Genomic DNA, 22949 nt, shown 5'->3' on the forward strand with positions numbered 1-22949 from the left:
CGGTGTTTCGGGTTGTTCACCGGCCCATCCAGCGTGTGCAGGTATTCATCCCATGTCAAGAGTTTGTCCTGACATCAGGAGGTAATAGCTTTGACGAGAGAACGGCCTTCGCGGAGGGTGATGTGCGACGCGACCCCGGTGACGGCTACTTTGTCCGGACATTCTGATGTCACAGCTTCACGGCGCTGCCGGTGAACAGACTCGGTAGGGATTCCGGAGGCGCACCATGGACAGAACGGCCGTGCACCGGCCGGCGGTGGCGGTGGACCGCACCAGCCCCGTCCCCCTGTACTTCCAGGTGGCCCAGCAACTCGAGGCGGCCATCCACGACGGCCGGATGCCCCCCGGAAGCCGCCTGGAGAACGAGATCCAGCTGGCCGACCGCTACGGCCTGTCCCGGCCGACGATCCGCCAGGCGATCCAGCATCTCGTCGACAAGGGCCTGCTCGTCCGCAAGCGCGGCGTCGGCACCCAGGTCGTCCAGGCCCAGGTGCGCCGCTCGATCGAGCTGACCAGCCTGTACGACGACCTTCTCGCCTCGGGACGCAGCCCCTCGACCCGCGTGCTGGAGCTCGGCACGCTGCCCGCCGACGACGAGGTGGCCCGGCGGCTGGACGTGCCGCCCGGCACGGAGGTGGTGCGGCTGCGTCGCCTCCGGCTCACCGGCGACGAGCCGCTGGCCCTGCTCACCAACTACCTGCCGGTCGGCCTCGTCGCCCTGACCACCGACGACCTCGGCGCGCACGGGCTGTACGAGATGCTGCGCACCGCCGGGGTCAACCTGCGCATCGCCAACCAGACGATCGGGGCGCGCGGCGCCACCGCCACCGAGGCGCGCCTGCTCGACGAACGCCGGGGCGTCCCGCTGCTGACCATGACCCGCATCGCGTACGACGACAAGGGCCGCCCCGTGGAGTACGGCTGCCACGTCTACCGCGCCAGCCGCTACTCCTTCGCCCTCACCCTCGTCGAACGCTGACCTCCGATATCCCGCAAACGAAGACATAGAAGAAGTTGCGGAAGGCTTGAGACGCCTGGCGTTTCGGGCGGGCAGACCTGTACCCGTAGCCGAGCGGCGCGACAGGCCGAGGAGGGGTGACCATGCTTCGGGGGGCGAAAGAGGCGGGCGAGGGAAACGAGCGGTCGGCCGGGAATCTGCGGATCTTCAAGGAGACGGACGACGGCTACGTCACGTTCGCGCGCGGGTTGGAGGTCCTGCGCGAGCCGCTCCTGAACAAAGGGACGGCGTTCACCGCCGAGGAACGCGACGAACTCGGGCTGCACGGCCTGCTTCCGCCGGCGGTCGAGACGATCGATCAACAGGTCCGCCGGGCGTACGCGCAGTATCAGGCACAGTCGACCGACCTGCTGAAGAACGTCTACCTCGAGGCGCTGCGCGACCGGAACGAGGTCCTGTACTACCGGCTGCTGTCCGATCATCTGCGGGAGATGCTGCCGGTCGTCTACGACCCCACGGTCGCCCAGGCCATCGAGACCTACAGCCATGAGTACCGTCGGCCGCGCGGCGTCTACCTGTCCGTCGACGACGTCGACGGCATCGAGCGTGCCTTCACGAACCTGGGGCTGGGCCCGGACGACGTCGATCTGGTGGTGGCCTCCGACGCCGAGGAGATCCTGGGCATCGGCGACTGGGGCGTCGGCGGTGGCATCGGGATCGCGGCCGGCAAGCTTGCCGTCTACACCGCCGCCGCCGGGATCGACCCCACCCGCGTCATTCCCGTGGCGCTGGACGTGGGCACCGCCAACGAGGCGCTGTTGAACGACCCGGGATATGTCGGCAACCGGCACGCGCGGGTACGCGGGCAGCGCTACGACGACTTCATCGACGCGTACGTGACCACGGCCACCCGGATGTTCCCGGGCGCCATGCTGCACTGGGAGGACTTCGGCCCGTCCAACGCCCGGCGGATCCTGGAGAAGTACACCGGCCGGATCCCCACCTTCAACGACGACATGCAGGGCACCGGCGCGATCGTACTGGCCGCGATGCTCGGTGCCGTACGGGTGTCCGGCACGCCGATGCGGGACCAGCGGATCGTCGTCTTCGGCGCCGGCACCGCGGGCATCGGGATCGCCGACCAGTTGCGCGCCGCGATGGTCCGGGACGGACTGGACGACGACGCCGCGACTCGGCGGATCTGGCCGGTCGACAAACAGGGTCTCCTGATCGACGACATGACCGATCTGCGGGACTTCCAGCAGCCGTACGCCCGTCCGGCCTCCGAGGTCGCCGGCTGGAAGAAGGACGACGCCGGCATCGGCCTGCTCGAGGTCGTCGAACGGGTCAGGCCGACGATGCTGCTGGGGACCTCGACGGCGCACGGGGCCTTCACCGAACAGGTCGTCCGCGCGATGGCCGACGCCGTCGACCGGCCCGTCATCTTCCCGATCTCCAACCCGACCGAGCGGATCGAGGCGATGCCCGGCGACCTGCTGCGCTGGACGGACGGCCGTGCGCTGGTCGCCACCGGAATCCCGGTCGACCCGATCACGTACGGCCGCGTCACGTACGCCATCGCGCAGGCGAACAACGCGCTGCTGTACCCCGGCCTGGGGCTGGGCGCGATCGTCTCCCGCGCGCGGCGGATCAGCGACGGCATGCTGCAGGCCGCGGCCGAGGCCGTCGGCGGCATGGTCGACGTGGGCACTCCGGGTGCCTCGTTGCTTCCCCAGGTCGAGAACCTCCGGGAGGTCTCGGCGACCGTCGCGGTCGCCGTCGCCGAGCAGGCCGCGCGGGAGAACCTGGCCCGCGCCGACCTCAAGGAACCGGTCCAGCAGGTCCAGGACGCGATGTGGCAGCCGGCGTACAAGCCGGTCAAAGGACGGCAAGCATGACCGCCGGCAACCGGGACACCGCCAACGCGCCGCAGGTGAATGACCTGCCCATCGGGCTCACCGCCTCCGGTACCCGGACCGAGACGGACTCCATCGGCGAGATCGAGGTGCCGGCCGGCCACTACTGGGGCGCGCAGACCCAGCGATCCCTGATCCACTTCGATATCGGCGACGACCGCATGCCCAAGGAGATCTACCACGCCTACGGCCACATCAAGAAGGCCGCCGCGATCGTCAACGCCGCGGCCGATCGGCTCCCCCGGTGGAAGGCCGATCTCATCGCCCGCGTCGCCGACGAGGTGATCAGTGGAGACCTCGACGAGGAGTTCCCGCTGTACGTCTGGCAGACCGGCTCGGGCACCCAGTCGAACATGAACGTCAACGAGGTGATCTCCAACCGGGCGATCCAACTGATCGACGGGCGGCTCGGCAGCAAGGACCCCGTGCATCCGAACGACCACGTGAACATGGGCCAGTCCTCCAACGACACCTTCGTCACCGCGATGCACATCGCAGCCGTCCAGATGGTCGAATCGAGGCTGCTGCCCGCCCTGGACCGGCTCCGGGAGGCGGCCGACGCCAAGAGCCGCGAGTGGGAACATGTCGTGAAGATCGGCCGAACGCACCTGGAGGACGCCACCCCGCTCACGGTCGGCCAGGAGTGGTCCGGTTACGTCGCCCAGCTCGCCGACGCCGCCGACCACCTGCGGCAGGTCACGCGCGGGCTGTACCGGCTGGCGATCGGCGGCACCGCCGTCGGCACCGGACTGAACGCCCCGCCCGGCTTCGGCGACCAGGTCGCCACGAAGATCGCCGAGCTTACCGGCCGGCCGTTCACCAGCGCGCCCAACAAGTTCGCCGCCCAAGCCTCCTGCGACGCCCTCGTACGCGTGTCCGCGGCCATCCGCGCCCTGACCGCGCCACTGTTCAAGTTCGCCAACGACATGCGCTGGCTGGGATCCGGGCCGCGAACCGGCCTGAACGAGCTCGTCCTTCCGTCCAACGAGCCGGGGTCGTCGATCATGCCGGGCAAGGTCAACCCCACCCAGGCCGAGGCGATGCTGATGGTCGCCATCCAGGTGATCGGTAACGACACCGCCGTATCGATCGCCGGCGGGGAAGGGAACTTCGAGCTCAACGCCTTCCGCCCCGTCATCATCAACAACGTCCTGCACTCGGCGCGGATCCTCGCGGACATGATCGAGCACTTCCGCCTCTACCTCGTCGAAGGCGCCAAACTCAACACCGGCAGGCTCACCGACAACCTCGAGCGCTCCATCATGATGGTCACCGCGCTCAGCCCGGTCATCGGCTACGACAAGGCCGCTCGGATCGCCCACCGCGCCCTCGACGAGGACCTGTCCCTGAAGGACGCCGCGCTGAAGTCCGGAGTCAGCAGGGAGCTGTACGACCGCGTCGTCATCCCCGAACGCCTCACCCGGCCCGGAGTCGCCGGCCCCGATCACAAGCACACCAAAGGCCGCCCTGACTGACCGTGGCCGTCTCCCCGACCGCTCCGTCACGTGCCCACCAAACGCCCGTGTGCCTGCCGAACCAGAACACCAAGCCGGGAAAGCGACGCCGCAAAACCGCGACCGGCTCGGGAGTCATGGCTTCTGACCCGGCCCCGCGTCACGGATCTTCAGGTACTCGGCGATGCACGCCGCAGCACTTGCCGGGTCGTCCACCGAGTGATGCGCTCGATCGTCACGACGCCATACGAATGACTCACCCGAAGCGTCGATCTGGATCCAGACCCTCCGGCCGGTCAGGCCACCCCGCACCGACACTGCCGGACGCGCGTCGCTCATACCGACATGTATTCCGAACTTGATCAGTTCCCGGCACAGTTGAACCAGGAAAGCGAGATCTCGCTGATGGTCGGCCACGTCTACATTGCCCCCTTGTGAGAACCGGCAGGCCTTGAGACCAGGCCGACCGTGTGTTTGCTGAGCGCCACCTGTCTGAACACGCTCATCACCTACGGGGGTTGATCAGGGCGCGGCCGGCGATCCGGCGGCGCGGTGTTCGCGGGGAACGATGGGCCCTGCAGACGCCTGCACAACTCAAAGAGGCGCTCCGCCGCCCCCGCAACGTCACTGTCGGCGTGATCACATCTCTCGAGGCCCTCAATCCAGTGGTATCGGCCGTCGCGATGTCGCACCACGACGTTGACCGTCACGCTGAGGACACGGCCCTTCGGCCACTCCCGAACACCTTTGACGTCGATGCCGTGCTGTCCAAGACGTGAAGAGAGCCGTCTCAGCGCTCCCTCTGACCTGCTTTCGCCCATTACTCCTCCCCTCTGGTCACTGAACGTGTCAGAGTGATTGCAGTCGGAACCTATGAAGGCGCAAGAGGTCCGACTTTCACATTCAGTGAAAGTCCGGGCTTGCCGCAGCACGCAGACTGGGGTCGTGAAGTCAGGCAGGCCGACCACCGCTAGTGACCACCGCAGGAGGTCATATATGCGCGAAGAACAATCAGCAGGTGGGCGTATCGCGACATTCCGCAAGCTCAGGGGCTGGTCACAGCGCAAGCTCGCTGATCGGGCGGGTGTGTCTTACAGCCTGCTCACGAAGGTCGAGGCCGGGCATAAACCAGCGACACCGGCGCTGATCAGTGCGACCGCAAGAGCGCTTGACCTTGACGTCTCCCAGATCACGGGCCAGCCGTACGCTCCGGACACCCCGACCGACGAAGAGGTCTTTCAGCACATCGCCGTTCTGCGGCGAGAACTCAGCGCGTACGATCTACCACCGACGCATGACGGTCAGCCCAAGCCACTTCCGTACCTGCGTGCCGCCGTGAGCGAGTTGGCACAGCTCCGGCATGGCGTCAACCTGCTCAAACTCGGAGAGAAGCTCCCCTCCGTCCTGCAAGATCTACGCCTCGCCGCACACGTTCTTCAGAACAACGAAAGAGAGCAGATCTACGGGCTCCTGGCCGAGACCTACGCCGCAGCCGGCCAGCTCGCCTACAAGATGGGCTACACCGATCTGTCCTCCATCAGCACAGACCGTTATCAATGGGCTGCCGCACAGTCCGGCGACGCCCTCGCCATCCATATCGGCGAGTACCTCCGGGCCGGCGAACTCATGGTCGCCGGCGACCTATCCTCTGCCGCCGCCCTGATGGATGCGTCACTCGGCCGCCTCGAGCCTCAACTCGCTGATCGGCGCGGTGACGGCTGGGAACGGAGCTGGGCAGTATGGGGGAATCTACACCTTAAGGCCGCATTGGTCGTCGCTCGATCTGGACGGCCGGACGCAAAACTGAGCACCTGGCAACACTTCGAGCAAGCGAAAGACGCTGCCGATCAAATCGGCTACGACCGCGATGACTATCGACTGTTCTTCGGACCCACCAATGTCGACATCTGGAGCGTCGGTCTGGCCGTCGAACTATGCGACGATGCAGTTGCCATCGAAAAAGCGAAGAGGATCAACCTTTCGGACGAAGCGCCGAAGGAACGCCGCTCACACCACTTCATCGACCTGGCCCGTGCTCACGTTTGGCGCAACGATCCCGAAGGCGCTCTACGATGCCTCTTCCAGGCCCGCGACATTTCCCCTCAACACACGCGCTTCCATCCGCAGGTACGTGAAACAACTCATGCACTCGGCAGACTCGAACGGCGCAGCACCGCGTCGTTGAGATCGTTCGCGAGGTGGCTCGGTATGGATGATTAACGCATGAGCATTCGTCACCTGCGCGTCCGACCACCCCGATAGCGATCCCTCAGTAGCCTACGAAAGCATGGACAGGGTCGCGATCATCGGCTGCGGTGGCAGCGGCAAGACGACCATCGCGCGCAGGCTCGGGGCCGCGCTCAACGCGCCGGTCACCCACCTCGACGCCGTCTACTACGACAGCGAGTGGAACACCCTGCCGAAGCAGAAGTTCACCGCGTTGCAGGAAGAGATCGTTGCCGCAGAGCGGTGGGTGCTCGATGGCAATTACGCCGCGACCCTTCCGATCCGGCTCAAGCGTGCCGACACGGTCGTCTTCCTCGACCTGTCGCCGATCTCCTGCCTGCGCGGCGTCGCCCAGCGTCGCCTACGACACGGTGGCGGCCAGGATGATGAGACCGGCGTGTACGACCGAATCACCTGGAACTTCATCAAGTACGTCTGGGGCTACCGCCGCACCATGGCCCCGCGCGTCCGCGCGTTGATCTCCGAGCACGCCGATCACACCCAGGTGCACATCATCAAGTCCCGCCGTGCAGCCAACGCGCTCGCCGCACGCTTCGAGAGTCTTCAGCCATGGACGGGAGCGCCCGCCGGCAGCGAGGGGCAGGGCCCATAGAGCGCGGCGGCCGCTTCGGTGGTCAGGGCCCAGTAGCGGTCGCCGAAGGACCAGTGCCACCATTCCGTCGGGTAGTTCACCAGGCCCGCAGCCGTCAGGGCCGCCGACAGGATCTCCCTGTTGGCGCGCGCCTCATCGCTGATGTTGGCAGCGGCGGTGTAGCAGGCACCAGCGCTTTCTTCGGGGCTGGCGTCGATCGGGGTGCCGAGGTCGAGCTCACGGCCGTCCGCGTCGACGAGGGTGAGATCGATGGCCGCTCCCGCGCTGTGCGGCGCGATCTCCGGCGGGGAGACGAAGCGGCTTGCGGCCTTAATGATCTGCTCATCGGACCAGTCAGGATTTTCGGCATGAAGCTGGTCGGCGTATCCCTTGAAGTACTGCTGTTGCAGTGACAAGGGCCGGTAGCCTTCGACGAGCAGCAGGCGTGTATCTGCGGGCAACGACGCCTGCGCCTTGAGCAGCCGGTCAAAAACGCCTTCTCGCACGAAATACGCCGCTGGCTCATCTTCTGGCCACACACCGGTCAGCAGCGAGGCATCGCGTCGAACGTCCATGAGGCTCTCACCGCACTCCCGCACCGGCACGGCGGCGACTCTGGCATCCGACATCAAGATGATCTCGTCCATCCAACGATGATCCCAGGCTTCAGCCGACCACGGTCGAGCGCAGACCATCCAGGCCCGACCGCTGGTCTCCCCTGCCTTTGGTCGCAGCTCGGCCGCTTAAGAAGCTCGCATGAGCCATGTGGCCAATGGCCGACGTACGGGCGGGCCGCCTAAGAGGCCGCCCAACCCGGCGGTCCCCCACGAACCTCGGCGAACCTCGCTGGGGTGCTCGGTCCCGGTCACAGGCTGCGTGTGCAGGTCGCTAGCCGTGGGTGCTTGTCGGCGAGTGTTTCGTGAGACGGGAAATTTCCCGTCTCACGAAACACCAGAGAACGCGACGGCCATCTGCCGCGTGTCGGTGATCGGCGCTTCCTTGGCCTTGGAGTGATGTGGTGATCCACAGCCCTCCGCTCCCGGCTGCGGGAAACGACTAACCGCCCGCGATCGGCCAGTCCCACGATAGCTCGTGCGACGGTGTTCCCAGATACGCCGTAGTGCCGCGCGAGGTCTTCCATGTGCGGGAGCGTCTCACCTGCAGCCCGCTCGCCTGCATCGATGCGCGACTCAAGCTTGCGCTCGATGTCGCGGTACGGCGGGTCCGCCACGGCGCCTGGGAAATCACGGACGCCTAGCCCACCAGATCTTCCGAATTAAGAGAACCGGCCCGCCCAGTGAGGGCGGGCCGGTCTTAGTACTCGCCTGGTCAGTTCATCGCGGATGCCCAATGGGCACTCATGATGATCGCTTCATGGTCTCCAGCAGCCCGCTCGTCGCGGTCCGCTGCCGGTGACCCTCAGTTCATCGACTCGGCGATGATCGCCCAGCGCTCGAAGTCGCGCCAGACCCCGCCGATCCTGATCAGACCGGGGGAGAACCCCTCCCGGCGCAGCCCGACGTTCTCGGCCAGATTCTGGGCCACCATGTTCTCCGGTTCGATGTCGGCCTCCAGCCGGTGGAGCCCAAGCCTCTCGAAGCCATAACGGACCGCCAGGGCGACGCCCTCGGTCATGTACCCGCGGCCGTGCCAGGGCACGAACGCCCCGTACCCCAGCACGCCCTTCCAGTACGGGGCGTACTCGATCCGCTTGATGGTGACGAACCCCACTAGATCGGTGGGGTTTCCCCGCAGACATACCACGAAGCCCACCGCCGTGTCCTGGTCGAACCTGGCCAGGTAGCGGTCGAAGCCGTCGGGCGTGATCGGCAGGGAGATCCACGGCCGGTGCAGTTCGGAGCTGGCGGCGGCCAGCTCGGTGAACCTGCACCTGTCCTCGGCGGAGATCCTCCGCAGGTCGACCCGGCCACCCGGCAGAGAGACACCGTTGGCCCGAGCGCAGGCATCGCCGGAGGGCGGGGAGTATGTTTTAGGGATCTCGGACATGCGAGATTTCCTCACTTTCAGAGTTTTGTTTGTTCCGTGCTTCCAGGCCCTATAGTCCGGGAGCGAGCAGCCGCGGCAAGCCGCTTCCACCCGAGACCACCGACCACACCCTGGGCTGATCAGCAGGAATCGCCTGACCGCAGACCGTCATTGCCGTCGGATCGCAGGCAGCAGATCAGGAGATGAGACGGACGGCTGCCGCTATTGATCTAGTGCCGCATCAAGCAACATTTGCCCTTTATGTACAGTCAGGGCATGGATGCCGGCAGTCGGCCGACTCTTGATGAAATCGAAGATCGATTCGTTGAGCTTGTCGCGGATCGGCCGACTCGGGACGAGGCTGACCGCTGGGCGGCGAGGTGGGTGGCACTTTCGCTCGCATTTCGCGCCCGTGGTCTTGCGGACCCACCCGCATCGGTGGCGGCGGGACGTCGTCGCCGCGTTTAGGACTCACGGAGCGGACACCTCTCCGTGATCCTCTCTCGGAAGCCGCGTGGTGAGCCGCGCCGTCAGCTCCGGATCTGCGAGGATCCTGGCGGTGGCACGCCACTCCACGATGACGCGATGCAGGTTGGAGTGCACGTCAAGGTCGGTGGCGTCACGGATCGCGTCGACGAGGTCGACGACGAACTCGCGCGCTTCGGCGGCGGAAAGGTGTCGAACCCAGGGAAAGACCTGGGGAAGAGCCAGCAGGGCCGCTCGAGCACCTTCGTCGCTACTGATCAGCGCGGTGAAGAGGCGGGTGGTGATGTCGGCGGTCTCTTCGCGCTGGCGATCATGACGCTCGGTGGTGAGGTACAGATCCTCTCCATCGCGGCGTGTGACATGCACCCGCTGAGCACGTTCAACGGTTTCGGCGACCCGCTTTGAGTTCTTCGACAGTTCGGAGAACGACACGGTGGGGCTGGGCATGGCGACAACGTTAGTTCGGAATACATTCCGAAGTAGAACGTTTCCCTGCGGAATTGGACTACGTTCCAACTCGACCGAGGGCGCGCGGCACGCGGGGGCCGGTCGACGGCCCCCGCGTGCGGCTGTTAGAGGAACAGGCTGATGACCAGGGCGATCAGGAAGGCGGTCACGCCCATCAGCGTCTCCATCACCGTCCAGGACTTCAGCGTCTGCGGGATGGTCAGCCGGAAGTAGCGGTTCATCAGCCAGAACCCCGCGTCGTTCACGTGCGACAGCACCGTTCCTCCGGCGGCGATCGCGATGACGACGAGGGCCAACTGCGCCTGACCGAAGTGGGACTGGGCGGCGAGCGGCGCGACGATGGGCGCGGTGGTGACGATCGCGACCGTCTTGGACCCGAGGGCCACCCGCAGCGCGGCGGCGAGCACGAACGCCAGGACGAGCGTCGGCACCCCGGCGTTGCCGAGCAGGTGCGCCAGGGCACTGCCCACGCCGGTCTTCTTCAGCACGGCCGCGAACATCCCGCCCGCCCCGATGACGAGCGTCACCGACGCGATCGGCCCGAGGGAGGCGTTGGCCGCCTGTTCGAGGTGCTTGCCGCTCAGCCCGCGCCGTACGCCGAAGATGTAGAGCGCGCCGAGCACCGTGATCCCCAGTGCGATGATCGGGTCGCCGACGAACTCCAGGACGTTCTGTGCGGTGGAGCCCTCCTTCAGGAGCACGGTGGAGAAGGTGTTGAGCATGATCAACACCATCGGCAGCAGGACGACCGCGAGCACGCTCGCCAGCGACGGCGGGTTCTCGACGGCACGGGAGGCCACTGCCGTCGTCCGCTTGCCGGCCACGGCGGCCTCGCCGCCGCCCGCGCCGTTTCCGGAGCCGTGTCCGTCGTCGGCCGGCTCGCCCTCACCGGCGATCGACAGGTCCTCCGGGACCGTGACCTCGCTCATCCGCGGGCCGATCCACAGGCCGTACGCGTAGCTCCCCAAGAGCCAGGCGGGCAGCCCGCACACGATGCCGAAGACCGTCACCCAGCCGAGGCTGACGTGCAGCAGGCCGGCGGCGGTCACCGGACCGGGGTGCGGGGGCAGCACCGCGTTGGTCATCGCAAGGGCGCCGACGGCGGGCAACGCCACGGCGATCAGCGGCTTGCGCGACGTACGGGTGACGGCGAACATCAGCGGCAGCAGCACGATCCACGCCGCGTCGACGAACATCGGGATGCCGAAGATGAGGGCGGTCACGCCCATCGCGAGCGGCGCGCGGTCCTCGCCGAAACGGCGGATCATGGCACGTGACAGCACCTCGGCACCGTTGGCCATCTCCAGCATCCGGCCGAGCATCGCGCCGAGGGTGATGATGATGGCGACGGAGCCGAGCGTGTCGCCGAAGCCGCCGGCGAGGACATCGGGGATGTCCTTGACCGGCATCCCCGCCGCCATCGCCACACCGACGCTGACGATGAGCAGGGCGAGGACGGCGTGCAGGCGGATCTTGATGACGAGGAGGAGCAGGGCGGCGATGCCGGCGAGGGCCAGCAGGGCGAGGCCCCAGTCCGGCAGGTGGGTGGTGGTGTGCATCGGCAGTCCCGGAAGGTAGGGGGAGTGGGCGAGCCGTCGACCGGCACGCCCGGGAACGCCAGGAGGAGGGGAAGGGGAGGGAGAGGGCCCATCGGGACGGGCCCGGCCCGGTCGGCCGGCGGCGGGGCCGGCCGACCGGGAGACGGGGGTGCTACCAGCGCGGGATCGACGCGGCGGTCCAGCCGGAGTCGACGACCCGCATCGCGGCGACGTCGTCGCGGGATCGCACATCACTGGCGCGCCAGCGCTCGTGGTAGCGGGCGAGCGCGGCACGGTCGAGCTCGACGCCCAGGCCGGGCGCGTCCGAGACGGTCAGCGCGCCGTCGCGGAACACGTGAGGCTCCGTGATGACGTCCTCGGTCTGCCACGGCCGGTGCGTGTCGCAGGCGTGCAGGTGGCCTGGGGCGCAGGCGGCCGCCTGGGTCATCGCCGCCAGACTGATGCCCAGGTGGGTGTTGGAGTGCATGGACAGGCCGACGCCGAACGTCGCGCAGATCCGCGCCAGGGCCTGGGTGGCGCGCAGGCCGCCCCAGAAGTGGTGGTCGCACAGGACGACCTGCACGGCGTCGGCGCGGAACGCCGCAGGGATCTCCCGCATCGAGGTGACGCACATGTTGGTCGCGAGGGGCACTCCGGTACGGCGGTGGACCTCGGCCATGGCCTCGACGCCCGTGCAGGGGTCCTCGAGGTACTCGACCGTGTCGCTCAGGGCCTCGGCGACCCTTGTGCCGGTGTCCACGGACCAGGCGCCGTTCGGGTCCAGGCGCAGCGGGACGCCCGGGAACGCGTCGTGCAGCGCCCGGGTCGCGGCGATCTCCTCGTCGGGCGGGAAGACGCCGCCCTTGAGCTTCAGCGAGGCGAAGCCGTACTCGTCGATCATCCGCCGCGCCTGGGCGACGACGCCGTCCGGGTCGAGGGCCGGGCCCCAGTCGTCGACGGGCGCGTCGGCGACCGGGTGCTTCTCCCACTTGTAGAAGAGGTAGCCCGCGAAGTCGACGTGGTCGCGCACCTTGCCGCCGAGCAGTTGGTGCACGGGCAGCCCCAAGGACCGGCCCATCGCGTCCAGGAAGGCGACCTCGAACGCCGACACGACGATCGCGTGCAGCTTGGTGAGGTTCTGCCGGCCGAACAGCCGCCGGGCCTGCAGGTCGTCGGTGAGCGAACCGCTCACCGCGCTCTCGTCGAGCGCGCCGGCCACGATCTCCCACAGGCTCTCGGAGGACGCGACCGAACGGCCGGGCAGCAGCGCTGCCACCGTCCGCAGCGGCTCGAGATACTCGTCGTCGCCGTAGGTCTCCCCCAGGCCCACGACGCCGTCCTCGGTCTCCACCTCGACGATCGCGCGTGGGGTGTACGGCTGGTGTACGCCCTGCAGGTTCAGCAGCGGCGGGTCCTCGACGAGGACAGGGGTGACGCGCACATCGGCGATGCGCAGGTCGCTCATCGGTGCTCCCAACTCAGATCAGCTCGAGGCCTGCGGTGAGGACGCGCTCGAGGTCGGCCAGGTCCTCGGGTCCAGGGTCGGCGAGTGGCGGGCGCACGGGGCCGGCCGGCAGGCCGCGCAGCCGGGCTCCGGCCTTGACGAGCGACACCGCGTACCCGGCCGTCCGGTCGCGGATCCGGGCCAGTGGCAGGTAGAAGCCGGACAGCAGGCGGTCGGCGGTCGCATCGTCGCCCGCGCGCAGCGCGGCGTGGAACGCCCCGGCGATCTCGGGGGCGAAGGCGTGCACGGCCGAGGAGTACGCGGGGATGCCGATCGCCGCGTAGGCGCGGGCCTGAAGCTCGGCGGTCGGCACGCCGTTGAAGAACAGGAACTCCGGCGGCATCGCCAGCCGCAGCGCCTGGAGGTGTTCGATGTCGCCGGTGCCGTCCTTGAGCCCGGCGAGGTTGGGCACCTCCGCCGCCAGGGCCGTGACCGTGTCCACCGCGTACCGGGCCTGGCCTCGGTGATAGATGATCACCGGCAGGGTGGTCGCCCCGGCGACCCTCCGTACGTGCTCGGCGAGCCCCGCCTGCGGGGCCTCGGTCAGGTAGTGCGGCAGGAGAAGGACCGCCCCGGCCCCGGCCTCCTCGGCGGCCTTGACGAACCGGGTGGCCAGCGCGACGCCGTACCCGGCACCCGCGACGACGGGGATCTCCGGCGGCGCGAGCCCGACCGCCGCCCGCACGCAGGCGGTGTACTCCTCCACGTCGAGGCTGAAGAACTCGCCCGTCCCGCAGCAGACGAACAGCGCGCCCGGCGATGCGGCGAGCTGATGCTCCAGGAGAGCACGGTACGCGCCGAGGTCCAGGTCGCCGCTCCCGGAGAACGCCGTCAGCGGAAAGGACAACACCGCGCGCCCCATTCCGGCACGGAGCGCGGCCGTGCGCACGGCGGCGACCGAGTCCATATCTCGCACGTCATCTCCATATGTAGACAGCAGTTATGGTGGGAGACTATGCATGGGAGCGTGCCAGGACGTCAAGAGCTCGCAATTCATCCGCAACATGGACGTGACAGGATGACGGACAGGACGGCGGGAAGGAGATCTGTGAGCACGGAGCAACGGCGGGGCGTGCGCGACGTGAAGTCGGCCGGGCGGACCGTCGAGGTCCTCGAGGTGCTCGCGGCGCTCCAGGGCAGGGTGGTGACGCTCCGCGACCTCGCCGAACGGATCGACATCCCCCGCAGTAGTCTCTACGCCTTGCTGCAGACCCTCGTCAACCGCGGCTGGGTGCGCACCGACGCCACCGGGTCGCTGTACTCCATCGGCATCCGCGCCCTCCTGGTCGGCACGGCCTACCTCGACGACGACCCCCGCCTCGCGATGCTCAAGCCGCACATGGACGCGCTCGCGGCCGAACTCGGGGAGACGCTGCACTTCGCCCGGCTCGACGGCACGGACATGGTCTACCTCGCCACCCGCGAGTCCAAGCACTACCGGCGCCCGTTCAGCCGCGTCGGCCGGCGGCTTCCCGTGCACGCCACGTCCCTGGGCAAGGCGACCCTCGCCGAGCGTACGGACGAGGAGGTCGGCGCCCTGCTCCCCGCCGAGCCGGAGCGGCTCACCCCGAACACCCTGTGCGACCGCGACGCCCTGCTCGCCGACCTCGCGGAGACCCGCCGCCGCGGCTACGCCATCGACGACGGCGAGAACACCGCCGGCCTGCACTGCATCGGTGTCGCCCTCCGCTACGACCCGGTCGTCACCGACGCCCTCAGCTGCTCGATCCCGAAGTCACGCCTCACCCCGGAGTTGGAGAGCGACGTCATCGCCGCACTCGAGGAGGTACGCTCCGCGATCGAGACCGCCACCGCCTCTCCGGCCCTCTCCGTCGTCTGGCGCTGACCGGACGACGACCTCAGAGTGAGGGGACACCGCTCAGGTCCAGCGGTAGCCGGCCTTGGCGAGGCGGGTGAGGGCCTCGGCGATGACCGGGAGGGGCGGACCGAGGAACAGGCGGAACCACGCCGTCTCCTCGTCGGCCCCGGTGCTCCAGCGGTCGACGCCCACCAGGACCCCCGTACGCCGGAGGCACTCCTCACGGAACTCGCGCACCGCGTCCGGCTTCCCCTGCCACGCGGGCGGGACCTGCATCCGCGCGTACGGAGCGAACTCCCCCAGCTGGAACGCGTCCTGCGGGTAGCCGTGCTCCGACGTCAGGACGTCCCGGACGACGGCGCGTTTTCGCGAGTATTCGCGGCCGAGGTCGTCCAGGTAGTGCTGTGACTCCTCGTCGGTCAGCCAGGTCGCCATCGCCTCCTGCAGGGGTATCGCGCTCGCGAAGGAGCGCTGGAACTGCAGGGTGTTGACGAGGGCGTCGAGCGTCTGGGGGTGGGCGGTCATCGCGCCGATGCCCCAGCCGTTGCAGTGGAACTGCTTGCCGAGCGACCGTACCGCCAGCCAGCGTCGCCGCGCCTCCGGTGGGGCCGTGGCCATTTCCTCCAGGAGCACGCGGAGGGCGGACGTGGGGGTCAGCCGTGGATCGTGGACCCCGTAGTAGGCGTCGTCGAGCAGGATCGCGGCGCCCGCGGAGAGCGCCTGGCGGACCATGTCCCGTACGGTGTCGGCGGGCCAGTTCGCGCCGGTCGGGTTGTGCTGGGCGTTGATGACGATGAGCGCCGCCTGCTCGGCGGGGTCGGCGGCGACGTCGCCGAGCAACTCCGCGAGGTCACCGGGTTCGGGGCCGCCGTCGGCCCTCAGCCGTAGGTACCGCATGCGGTAGCCGAGGGGTTCGAGGACCCCCGCGTAGTCCCAGCCGGGCATCGGGGCGACGGCGACCGGGATCCGGCCCACGGCCGGACCGTATCCGGGGTCGGCCCGCAGCAGCCGCGCGAAGTCGAACATCGCGTTGCGGGTGCCACCGCCGATCGCGGCGACCTCGTAGTCGCGGCCGGCCTGGACGTCCTCGGGGAGCCGATGCGTCATGGGGATGTACGAGCGCAGTGTGCGCTGGAGCCGGGGCAGGCCGTACTGGGAGATGACGTACCCGTGGGAGTGCCGTGGCAGCTCGGCCAGCGCCGCCATCAGGCCGGGCGCGGCCTGGGTCCACGTCTCGCCGAACCCCAGATAGATGAGGTCGCCCGCCGGGCTTCCGGCGTCGAGGTAACCCGAGACCAGGGCCGTGTCGGGAAAGCGCGTCGACAGTTCGGGGCCGGCGATGACCTCGGGGTAGGGAACGGACATGGGTCTCCTCACCGTCCCGCGGGCTCGGGGAGCGGCCCGAAGACGTGCTCGCACGCCTCCGCGACGCGAAGCAGCGCGGGGTCGCTTCCGGGGAGGCCGTCCAGTGCGAACCCGATCGGCAGGCCGGCGTCGTCGAGTCCGGCCGGGACGCTCACTCCGGGCCAGCCGACGATGCTGCCCAGGTTGGTGGTGCGCGTGTAGGCGAGGAAGGCGGAGACGCGCTCGCCGCCCAGGCTCACCTCCTCCGAGCCGATCGGGGCGGCCGTGAGCGGCGTGGTCGGCCAGACGAGCGCGGTGAGCCCGTTCTCGGCGAAGACCTCGCGCACCATCGCGTCCAGGGCGGGCCGGTGGACGGTCAGGGCCTCCCGGTAGTCGGCGGGCGCCACGGCGGCATCGCCGAGCAGGCCGGCGAGGATCCCCCGGACGTCGGCGCTGCCGCACCGCTCGACGACCTCGGCCAGGGACAGACCCGTACCGCTCTCCTCCAGGTAACGGGGCAGGTCGAGGGTGGTCTCGTGGAAGGCGATGGGGAACCCGGCCTTCGCGATGAGGTCGCCCGCGTGCGCGGGGAACGCCACGTCGACGACGTCGGCTCCGCACGCGGTGAGCTCGGCGAGGCGCCGCTCGAAGATCCGGGCGAGGTCGGGGGCGAGGCCTTCGGCGAACGGGTGCCGTACGACCCCGAGGCGCACCCCGGTGAGCGCGTCGGCGACGGTTCCCGTGTCCTCGTCGGCGCCGCTCAGCACGGTGTCGAGCAGCCGGACGTCCGCGACCGTGCGGGCCAGCGGGCCGATGGTGTCGCGGGTGCGCGACACCAGCATGATCCCCCGCTGTGGGTACCGGCCCATGGTCGGCCGCAGCCCGGCGACGCCGCACAGGCTCGCCGGCATGCGCACCGACCCGCCGGTGTCCGTGCCGAGCCCCGCAGCCGCCAGTCGCGCGGCGACGGCGGCGGCGGTTCCGCCGCTGCTTCCCCCCGCGATACGGCCGGTGTCGTACGGGTTGGCCACCGGGCCGAACGCGCCGTTGCCGCTCGTGACCCCGTACGCGAGCTCGTGGAGGTTGGTCTTGCCGAGGACGAGCGCGCCGGCCTGCCGCAGGAGTCGTACCGCGTCGGCGTCCGCGGCGGGCCGGTGGGTCCGCAGCGCGGGCGTGCCGCCGGTCGTCGGCAGGTCGACGGTGTCGATGTTGTCCTTGACGGCGATCGGCACTCCGTGCAGCACGCCGAGGGGCTCTCCGCCGGCCTGGGCCTGATCGGCGTTCTTGGCCGCGGAGAGCAGCGCGTCGGCGTCGACCGTGATGAAGGCGTTCAGGTGGGCGTGGTCCTCGACCCGCTCCAGCAGCGCCGTCGCGTACTCCACGGCGGACAGGTCGCCGCGCCGGATGTGGGCGGCGACCTCGGTCAGGGGCAGTTCGGAGGGGTTCACCGCAGGCTCCCCGTTCCGGAGGCGGCAGGAGCCTCGTGCAGGAGATGCGGCGCCTGCTCGGCGACGTGGGGGCGAAGCTGGGTGAGCGCGTCGCGGACGGCGGTCACGAAGGTGTCCAGATGCTCGTCGGTCATCGGCGTGGACAGCGCGAACAGGCCGCGGCGGGACACGTACACCCCGCGGTTCATCAGCTCGAGGTGGAGCAGTTCCGGCAGATCGCCCAGGCCCGCCGCGCGGGCGGCCACGTCCTGCGGACTCCGGATCGGCCCGTCTCCCCAGTGCAGGTTCGCCAGGGAGCCGACGCCCGTCACCTGCATCATTACTCCCGCCTCGCGGGCCGCCACCGGGATGTCGCGGATCAGCCGCTCCCCCATCGCGTTCAGCCGGGTGACCTCGTCGGCGCCGTAGGTGTCGAGGGCGGCCAGCCCGACGGCGAGGCTGAGGTTGTTCCCGGCGAAGGCCCCGGCGTGGTAGACGGGGTTGGGGCGGGTGGGGTCGAACTGCGCCATGATGTCGGCGCGCCCGCCGAACGCCCCGAGCGGCAGGCCGCCGCCGATGATCTTGCTCAGCGAGGTGAGGTCCGGCGTGATGCCGTAGCGCGCCTGCAACGGCCCCATCCGGAACGTCGCGCACTCGTCGAAGATCAGCAGTACGCCGCGGTCCGCGGTGAGCCTCCGCAGACCGCGCAGGTAGTCGACGTCGCCGGGGATGCAGCCGGCCGCCCCCATCATGGGCTCCACGATCAGCGCCGCGATGTCCTGGCCGCGGCGGTCCAGGAGTTCCTCGGCCGCGGCCAGGTCGTTGTACGGGAGGAGGAGAACATCGCGCGTCCGGCCGACCGGCACTCCTCGCGCCGGCTGCGCGAGGGGAAAGGACTCGGGCAGCCCGGCCTGCGGATACCGCGGCTCGGTCATCCCGGTGAACATGTTGATCTCGGCGTCGTCGTGCAGCCCGTGATAGCCGCCGTCGATCTTGACGATGACGTCCCGGCCGGTGAACGCCCGCGCGGCGCGCAGCGCCATCATCGTCGCCTCGGTGCCCGAATTGCAGTACCGCACGCTTTCGACCGACGGGACCCGCCGGCAGACGGCCTCCGCGTGACGCACCTGCACCTCGGCCACCGTGCCCAGCGCGGTACCCAGGGAGATCTGCTCGGCCGCCGCCTGGACCAGGACGGGATGGGCGTGGCCGTGCACGATCGCGCTCATGTTGTTGCAGAAGTCGAGGTACTCGTTGCCGTCGACGTCGGTCAGGACGCAGCCGGCGCCATGGGACATGAAGACCGGGTACGGCGAGAAATGGTTGATGGTCCGGGTGTCCCCGCCCGGCAGCCATTTCTTCGCCTCTTCGTGGAGCTTCGACGAGGTCGGCGTACGGGAGACGTAGCGGTCGAGTACGTGACGCGCCGCGTCTTCGGCGAGGTGGGCCATCGGGTCTGTCTCGATTCCGGTCGGGGCTGGGTCAGACGAAGGGCCAGATGTGCGACGGCCGCTTCGGGAAGAGAACGGGGAGGAGGGCCGCCGCCCGGTCGTTCTGCAGGCGGAAGTCGGGGAATGCCGGCGCGATCTCGGGGATCTCCGCATGGCCGAAAAGGAGCTGGAGGAACATCTGCGTCGGCATGGACGCGTCGGATCCCCGGCGGCTGTGGTCCGGCCACGGCTCGACCTGCACGAGGGCGCCCTCCCGGAACCGGAGCAGCAGCCCGTGGGTGTAGAAGTGCAGGCGCAGTGCTCCCGTGAACCCGGCGGCGCCGGAAGCGGACAGCCGCTCCTCGAGCACCGGCCGCACCGTGCGGAGGAACCGGACAAGGTCCGGGACCCGGAGGAACCAGCCCATGTGCGGCGGCCGCCTGACCAGCAGGTCGCCCAGCACGTCGTACGCCGGATGCTCGCGGCCCAGCCACAGCATGTATCCGGCCTCGCCGGTCAGCTGCCGGACGACACTCGGCGCAGTGTCCTGCCAGGAGACCTCGGGCATCAGCTCGAACCCGGCGATCGACACCACCTGCTCGGGGCACGGCAGGCCGGGCAGCCAGTGCGGGATCGGGAAGCTGGGTATGCCGCCGTACCCGAGCAGGACGTATCCCGCCGGTGCACCCGCCCGTTCGACCATGAGCAGCTCGTCGTACAACATGTTCTGGCGGCTGCGGCCGGTCAGCTCGTGCCGCCAGTGCTCTTCGTCCCGCGGGCAGGCGAGCAGCGATCTGGCACGGGCGTGACGGTCGATGGCGATGAGGGCCGGGACGTCGGCCGGTGTGGCCGGGCGGAGGGTGACCGGCTCGCCCTCCTCCGGCGCGGGCGGGAGCTCATGGGTACGGCCGCCGCGGCCCGCCCGCTGCGTCAGCGCCATGTGGTACCCGAACTCCTCATGGAAGAACATGAGGTCGGTGATGGCCTGCACCAGGTCTCCGCGTTCGGCGCTCCGCTCGTGCAGCGCGCGCAACTGCCGGGTGATCAGGCCCCGGCGGCGGTAGTCCGGATGCGTCGCCACGAGCTCCAGGCGCCCCACGCCGAACGGCACACCGGCGTACGACCAGGTCTGCCGCACCAACGTCAGGCTCGACACGACGGCGCCGGTACGCGGGTCCTCGACCACGGTGATGTCGGCGAGGTCCATGGTCGGATGCTCGAAATCGAAGAGATCGCTCGTCCAGGTGCCGACCGCGACGCTGGGCGTGCCGCCCGGTCCGGCGTGCACCATGGCCTGAAGCCCGGTGAGGGCGTCCCGGTCCCGCCCCGTCGCCTGCCGCACCACGAGACCGTCCGCCAATGGGATCCGCATCTCTCCCGTGACCGGGACATCCGCCGTCATCAAACCCCCACCAGCGGTCGATCGCAGGAGCGGCGAGTGAGGACCGCCGACGGCGAAGGCGCCGCTTTCACCTAAGTCCTCCGGAGGATGCTCCGGCCTTCAGCCGGGGAGGAATCCGGGCTCCGTCAGGAGCGGCCCGGCGTAGCCGGGACGGCCTGAGAACGGAGTCCGCCGACGTTCGGTCATTCGCCTTACAAGTGCATGCGCCATGTGTAAGGTTCCGGTCATGCGGACGGCGTACAAGTGCCGGGCCTACCCCGGCCCCGAACAAGCGGCGGTGTTCAGCCGCACGTTCGGGTGTGTGCGCCTGGTGTGGAACAAGACCCTCGCCGAACGCCACGCCGCGTACCACCAGCGAGGCCAGAAGACCTCCTACAAGCAGACCGACGCCGCTTTGACCGGATGGAAGAAGACCGAAGACCTGGCGTTCCTCTCGGAGGTGTCGTCGGTTCCGTTGCAGCAGACGCTGCGGCATCAGCATGCGGCGTTCGCGAACTTCTTCGCCGGCCGCGCGAAGTACCCGCGGTTCAAGAACCGCAACTCCCGGCAGACCGCGCACTACACCCGCTCGGCGTTCCGGATGAACAACGGCGAGTTGTCCATGGCCAAAACCACGGCACCGCTGCGGTTCGTGTGGTCCTTCGACGACGTCGAGGTCTCCACGCTCAACCCCACCATGGTCGTCATCTCCCGGGATCCGGACGGCCGCTGGTACGTCACGTTCGCCATCGACACCGACGCCCCCGACCCCATCGATGAGGCCGGGCACGCCATCGGTATCGATCTGGGGATCAAGGACTTCGCGGTCACCTCCGACGCCGAACGCATCGCCAACCCCCGCCACCTGGAGCGCAAGGCCCGCAACCTCGCCCGCTACCAGCGGCGGATGGCCCGCTGCCAGCGCGGGAGCGCCAACCGGCGCAAGGCCAAGGCCAAGGTCGCCCGCGCTCACCGCAAGGTCCGTAACGCCCGCGCCGACTTCCTGCATCGCACCAGCGCCAACCTGGTGCGCAGAGCGGATGTCATCGTGATCGAAGACCTCGCGGTCAAGAACATGGTGAAGAACCGCAGGCTGGCGCGGGTGATCAGTGATGCGGGGTGGGGGGAGTTCCGCCGGCAGTTGGAGTACAAGGCCGAACGGACCGGGCGCACGCTCGTGGTGATCGATCGCTGGTATCCGTCTTCCAAGACCTGCTCGGCTTGCGGGTACCTGCTCGCGGAGCTGAGTCTTTCCACCCGGCACTGGACGTGTCCGGGCTGCCGCACCCGGCATGACCGGGACATCAACGCGGCCAAGAACATCGTTGCGGCTGGTCAAGCCGTAGCCAGGGAGAGATCCTCTGGTGATGCCTGTGGAGCTGATGTCAGACGGCAAGGGTCCTCCCTTCCGCAGCCGGCGCTGAAGCAGGAAACCCGCGCCGTGAGGCGCCCGGCCTAAAGGCCGGATCGGCCACAAGGCCGATGGGAATCCCCCTTCTTCACTTCAGAAGGGGGAGGAAGTCAATCCGGCCTCTCTTACCTCACCACCGATTTCCGGAAGCTACCACGCGAGCCCGGAGCACCACGGGAATTCGGACGTTTCGCTTGGTCGACGATGCGCGTCCGGAACGGCCTACCGGCCATACCCTCGCCTTCCCGCCTCCTGGAAGATCCGCACCCACCGCCTCACCGGTTCAGGGACTCACGGGGCGGGCACCTCTCCGTGGTCCTCGCCCGGAAGCGGCGTCACTCCGACGTCAGGAGGCGCGGGCGACGGCGATCACGGCGCCCCGCCTTGCGGGAGGAGAGTTCCGAAGACCAGGGCGAAGAAGGACTCGAAGGCGTCGGCCGAGCGGTCGGCGCGCGCTCTGATGAGGGAGCCCTCCCAGGCGTCGACGAGAAACCCGGCCGTGGCCCGCGGGTCGAGGCCGGCGCGGAGGGCCCCGGCCTCCCGGGCCTCGGTGAGCACCACGGCGATCGCCTCGGTCCACTGGGCAAGACACTGGCGGACCGCATCGCGGATGACGTCGCTGTGGTCGGCGATCTCCGCGCCGAAGTTGCCCATCAGACAGCCGCGCGTGAACTCATGCCGCACGACGTAGTCGCGGAGCGACTCGAAGTGCGCGCGTAGCCGGGCCAGCGGCTCGCCGTCTCCCCCGGCCAACTCCTGCACGGGGTGCCGGTCGCCGTACCGCTGCAGGGCCACGACGGCGAGCGCCTCCTTGCTGTCGAAGTGGTTGTAGAACGACCCCTTCGGCACGCCCGCCGCATCGGTGATCACCTTCACGCCGGCCGCGTTGTACCCCTGAACGTGGAAGCGCTCCAGAGCCGCCTCGACGATCTCCTCGCGTACGCCCCGCCTGCCCACACCGACCCACCTCCGCCGCCAATATGGCCGGTCGTCTCAATCCTGTCAACCG

The 22949-nt window shown here is 69.0% G+C and carries 20 protein-coding genes; 7 read left to right on the plus strand and 13 right to left on the minus strand.

The window, feature by feature from the left end; translation table 11 throughout:
* Positions 1-226: 226 nt before the first annotated feature.
* The 3 genes from NE236_RS33360 (at position 227) to fumC (ending at position 4349) form a co-directional block, all read left to right on the plus strand.
* Entirely contained in the window at positions 227-979 is a 753-nt protein-coding gene (locus tag NE236_RS33360) for a GntR family transcriptional regulator (protein ID WP_252846211.1), read from the plus strand.
* A 122-nt stretch (positions 980-1101) separates the two neighbouring features.
* A complete protein-coding gene (locus tag NE236_RS33365; RefSeq protein ID WP_289851191.1) occupies positions 1102-2856 on the plus strand; it encodes an NAD-dependent malic enzyme in 1755 nt (584 codons plus the stop codon).
* Positions 2853-4349, plus strand: a complete 1497-nt coding sequence (gene fumC / locus NE236_RS33370; protein WP_252846212.1) for a class II fumarate hydratase — start codon at positions 2853-2855, stop codon at positions 4347-4349. Before NE236_RS33365 ends, fumC begins: the two co-directional genes overlap by 4 nt.
* A gap of 114 nt (positions 4350-4463) precedes the next feature.
* Here the strand turns inward: fumC and NE236_RS33375 are convergent, their stop codons facing one another.
* Positions 4464-4745 carry a hypothetical protein gene (locus NE236_RS33375; protein ID WP_252846213.1) on the minus strand — a complete coding sequence of 94 codons (282 nt, stop codon included), beginning with the start codon at positions 4743-4745 and terminating at the stop codon, positions 4464-4466.
* 579 nt (positions 4746-5324) lie between these two features.
* Between NE236_RS33375 and NE236_RS33380 the strand changes: the two genes are divergently transcribed.
* Together NE236_RS33380 and NE236_RS33385 are read left to right on the plus strand one after the other, a co-directional pair.
* Positions 5325-6548 carry a helix-turn-helix domain-containing protein gene (locus NE236_RS33380; protein WP_252846214.1) on the plus strand — a complete coding sequence of 408 codons (1224 nt, stop codon included), beginning with the start codon at positions 5325-5327 and terminating at the stop codon, positions 6546-6548.
* 67 nt (positions 6549-6615) lie between these two features.
* Positions 6616-7167 carry a P-loop NTPase family protein gene (locus NE236_RS33385; RefSeq protein ID WP_252846215.1) on the plus strand — a complete coding sequence of 184 codons (552 nt, stop codon included), beginning with the start codon at positions 6616-6618 and terminating at the stop codon, positions 7165-7167.
* Here the strand turns inward: NE236_RS33385 and NE236_RS33390 are convergent.
* The 7 genes from NE236_RS33390 to NE236_RS33420 all read right to left on the minus strand — a co-directional run bounded on the left by NE236_RS33390 (position 7119) and on the right by NE236_RS33420 (position 14035).
* Entirely contained in the window at positions 7119-7793 is a 675-nt protein-coding gene (locus tag NE236_RS33390) for a M15 family metallopeptidase (RefSeq protein ID WP_252846216.1), read from the minus strand. The genes NE236_RS33385 and NE236_RS33390 overlap by 49 nt on opposite strands.
* 218 nt (positions 7794-8011) lie before the next feature.
* Positions 8012-8377, minus strand: coding sequence for a GntR family transcriptional regulator (locus NE236_RS33395; RefSeq protein WP_252846217.1), 366 nt, complete (start codon positions 8375-8377; stop codon positions 8012-8014).
* A 188-nt stretch (positions 8378-8565) separates the two neighbouring features.
* A complete protein-coding gene (locus NE236_RS33400) occupies positions 8566-9153 on the minus strand; it encodes a GNAT family N-acetyltransferase (protein WP_252846218.1) in 588 nt (195 codons plus the stop codon).
* A 450-nt stretch (positions 9154-9603) separates the two neighbouring features.
* Positions 9604-10065 (minus strand): hypothetical protein, encoded by a 462-nt coding sequence (locus NE236_RS33405; protein WP_252846219.1) that lies wholly within the window; start codon positions 10063-10065, stop codon positions 9604-9606.
* Between the two features lie 125 nt (positions 10066-10190).
* Positions 10191-11645, minus strand: coding sequence for a GntP family permease (locus NE236_RS33410; RefSeq protein ID WP_252846220.1), 1455 nt, complete (start codon positions 11643-11645; stop codon positions 10191-10193).
* Positions 11646-11796: 151 nt separating this feature from the next.
* On the minus strand, positions 11797-13089 hold the full coding sequence (locus NE236_RS33415; RefSeq protein WP_252846221.1) for an enolase C-terminal domain-like protein: 1293 nt from the start codon (positions 13087-13089) through the stop codon (positions 11797-11799).
* A 13-nt stretch (positions 13090-13102) separates the two neighbouring features.
* Positions 13103-14035 carry a 5-dehydro-4-deoxyglucarate dehydratase gene (locus NE236_RS33420; RefSeq protein WP_252846254.1) on the minus strand — a complete coding sequence of 311 codons (933 nt, stop codon included), beginning with the start codon at positions 14033-14035 and terminating at the stop codon, positions 13103-13105.
* Between the two features lie 141 nt (positions 14036-14176).
* Between NE236_RS33420 and NE236_RS33425 the strand changes: the two genes are divergently transcribed.
* Positions 14177-14974, plus strand: coding sequence for an IclR family transcriptional regulator (locus NE236_RS33425; RefSeq protein WP_252846222.1), 798 nt, complete (start codon positions 14177-14179; stop codon positions 14972-14974).
* A 33-nt stretch (positions 14975-15007) separates the two neighbouring features.
* On the opposite strand, the gene NE236_RS33430 is transcribed toward NE236_RS33425, so the two are convergent.
* From NE236_RS33430 to NE236_RS33445, 4 genes are read right to left on the minus strand one after another with little or no spacing between them, the layout of a single operon-like run.
* Positions 15008-16312, minus strand: coding sequence for a pyridoxal phosphate-dependent aminotransferase (locus NE236_RS33430; protein WP_252846223.1), 1305 nt, complete (start codon positions 16310-16312; stop codon positions 15008-15010).
* Between the two features lie 8 nt (positions 16313-16320).
* Positions 16321-17739 carry an indoleacetamide hydrolase gene (iaaH, locus tag NE236_RS33435; protein ID WP_252846224.1) on the minus strand — a complete coding sequence of 473 codons (1419 nt, stop codon included), beginning with the start codon at positions 17737-17739 and terminating at the stop codon, positions 16321-16323.
* Positions 17736-19169: an aspartate aminotransferase family protein gene (locus tag NE236_RS33440; protein ID WP_252846225.1), complete on the minus strand. Its 1434-nt coding sequence runs from the start codon at positions 19167-19169 to the stop codon at positions 17736-17738. Before NE236_RS33440 ends, iaaH begins: the two co-directional genes overlap by 4 nt.
* A gap of 31 nt (positions 19170-19200) precedes the next feature.
* A complete protein-coding gene (locus NE236_RS33445; RefSeq protein ID WP_252846226.1) occupies positions 19201-20550 on the minus strand; it encodes a GNAT family N-acetyltransferase in 1350 nt (449 codons plus the stop codon).
* A gap of 226 nt (positions 20551-20776) precedes the next feature.
* Here NE236_RS33445 and NE236_RS33450 point away from each other — a divergent pair, with 226 nt between their 5' ends.
* On the plus strand, positions 20777-21988 hold the full coding sequence (locus NE236_RS33450) for an RNA-guided endonuclease InsQ/TnpB family protein (protein WP_252846227.1): 1212 nt from the start codon (positions 20777-20779) through the stop codon (positions 21986-21988).
* A 321-nt stretch (positions 21989-22309) separates the two neighbouring features.
* Here the strand turns inward: NE236_RS33450 and NE236_RS33455 are convergent, their stop codons facing one another.
* Entirely contained in the window at positions 22310-22897 is a 588-nt protein-coding gene (locus NE236_RS33455; protein WP_252846228.1) for a TetR/AcrR family transcriptional regulator, read from the minus strand.
* Positions 22898-22949: the final 52 nt, after the last annotated feature.

Origin of the sequence: Actinoallomurus purpureus (genome assembly GCF_024055795.1) — a bacterium.
Lineage (GTDB): Bacteria > Actinomycetota > Actinomycetes > Streptosporangiales > Streptosporangiaceae > Actinoallomurus > Actinoallomurus purpureus.

What these genes read in the sequence shown, in the direction of transcription:
- NE236_RS33390 (WP_252846216.1), bottom strand. Translation starts at nt 7,793, where the DNA reads ATGGACGAGATCATCTTGATGTCGGATGCCAGAGTCGCCGCCGTGCCG.
- NE236_RS33415 (WP_252846221.1), bottom strand. Translation starts at nt 13,089, where the DNA reads ATGAGCGACCTGCGCATCGCCGATGTGCGCGTCACCCCTGTCCTCGTC.
- NE236_RS33450 (WP_252846227.1), top strand. Translation starts at nt 20,777, where the DNA reads ATGCGGACGGCGTACAAGTGCCGGGCCTACCCCGGCCCCGAACAAGCG.
- NE236_RS33430 (WP_252846223.1), bottom strand. Translation starts at nt 16,312, where the DNA reads ATGTCCGTTCCCTACCCCGAGGTCATCGCCGGCCCCGAACTGTCGACG.
- NE236_RS33440 (WP_252846225.1), bottom strand. Translation starts at nt 19,169, where the DNA reads ATGGCCCACCTCGCCGAAGACGCGGCGCGTCACGTACTCGACCGCTAC.
- NE236_RS33445 (WP_252846226.1), bottom strand. Translation starts at nt 20,550, where the DNA reads ATGACGGCGGATGTCCCGGTCACGGGAGAGATGCGGATCCCATTGGCG.
- NE236_RS33385 (WP_252846215.1), top strand. Translation starts at nt 6,616, where the DNA reads ATGGACAGGGTCGCGATCATCGGCTGCGGTGGCAGCGGCAAGACGACC.
- fumC (WP_252846212.1), top strand. Translation starts at nt 2,853, where the DNA reads ATGACCGCCGGCAACCGGGACACCGCCAACGCGCCGCAGGTGAATGAC.
- NE236_RS33410 (WP_252846220.1), bottom strand. Translation starts at nt 11,645, where the DNA reads ATGCACACCACCACCCACCTGCCGGACTGGGGCCTCGCCCTGCTGGCC.
- NE236_RS33360 (WP_252846211.1), top strand. Translation starts at nt 227, where the DNA reads ATGGACAGAACGGCCGTGCACCGGCCGGCGGTGGCGGTGGACCGCACC.
- NE236_RS33420 (WP_252846254.1), bottom strand. Translation starts at nt 14,035, where the DNA reads ATGGACTCGGTCGCCGCCGTGCGCACGGCCGCGCTCCGTGCCGGAATG.
- NE236_RS33400 (WP_252846218.1), bottom strand. Translation starts at nt 9,153, where the DNA reads ATGTCCGAGATCCCTAAAACATACTCCCCGCCCTCCGGCGATGCCTGC.
- NE236_RS33405 (WP_252846219.1), bottom strand. Translation starts at nt 10,065, where the DNA reads ATGCCCAGCCCCACCGTGTCGTTCTCCGAACTGTCGAAGAACTCAAAG.
- NE236_RS33380 (WP_252846214.1), top strand. Translation starts at nt 5,325, where the DNA reads ATGCGCGAAGAACAATCAGCAGGTGGGCGTATCGCGACATTCCGCAAG.
- NE236_RS33365 (WP_289851191.1), top strand. Translation starts at nt 1,102, where the DNA reads ATGCTTCGGGGGGCGAAAGAGGCGGGCGAGGGAAACGAGCGGTCGGCC.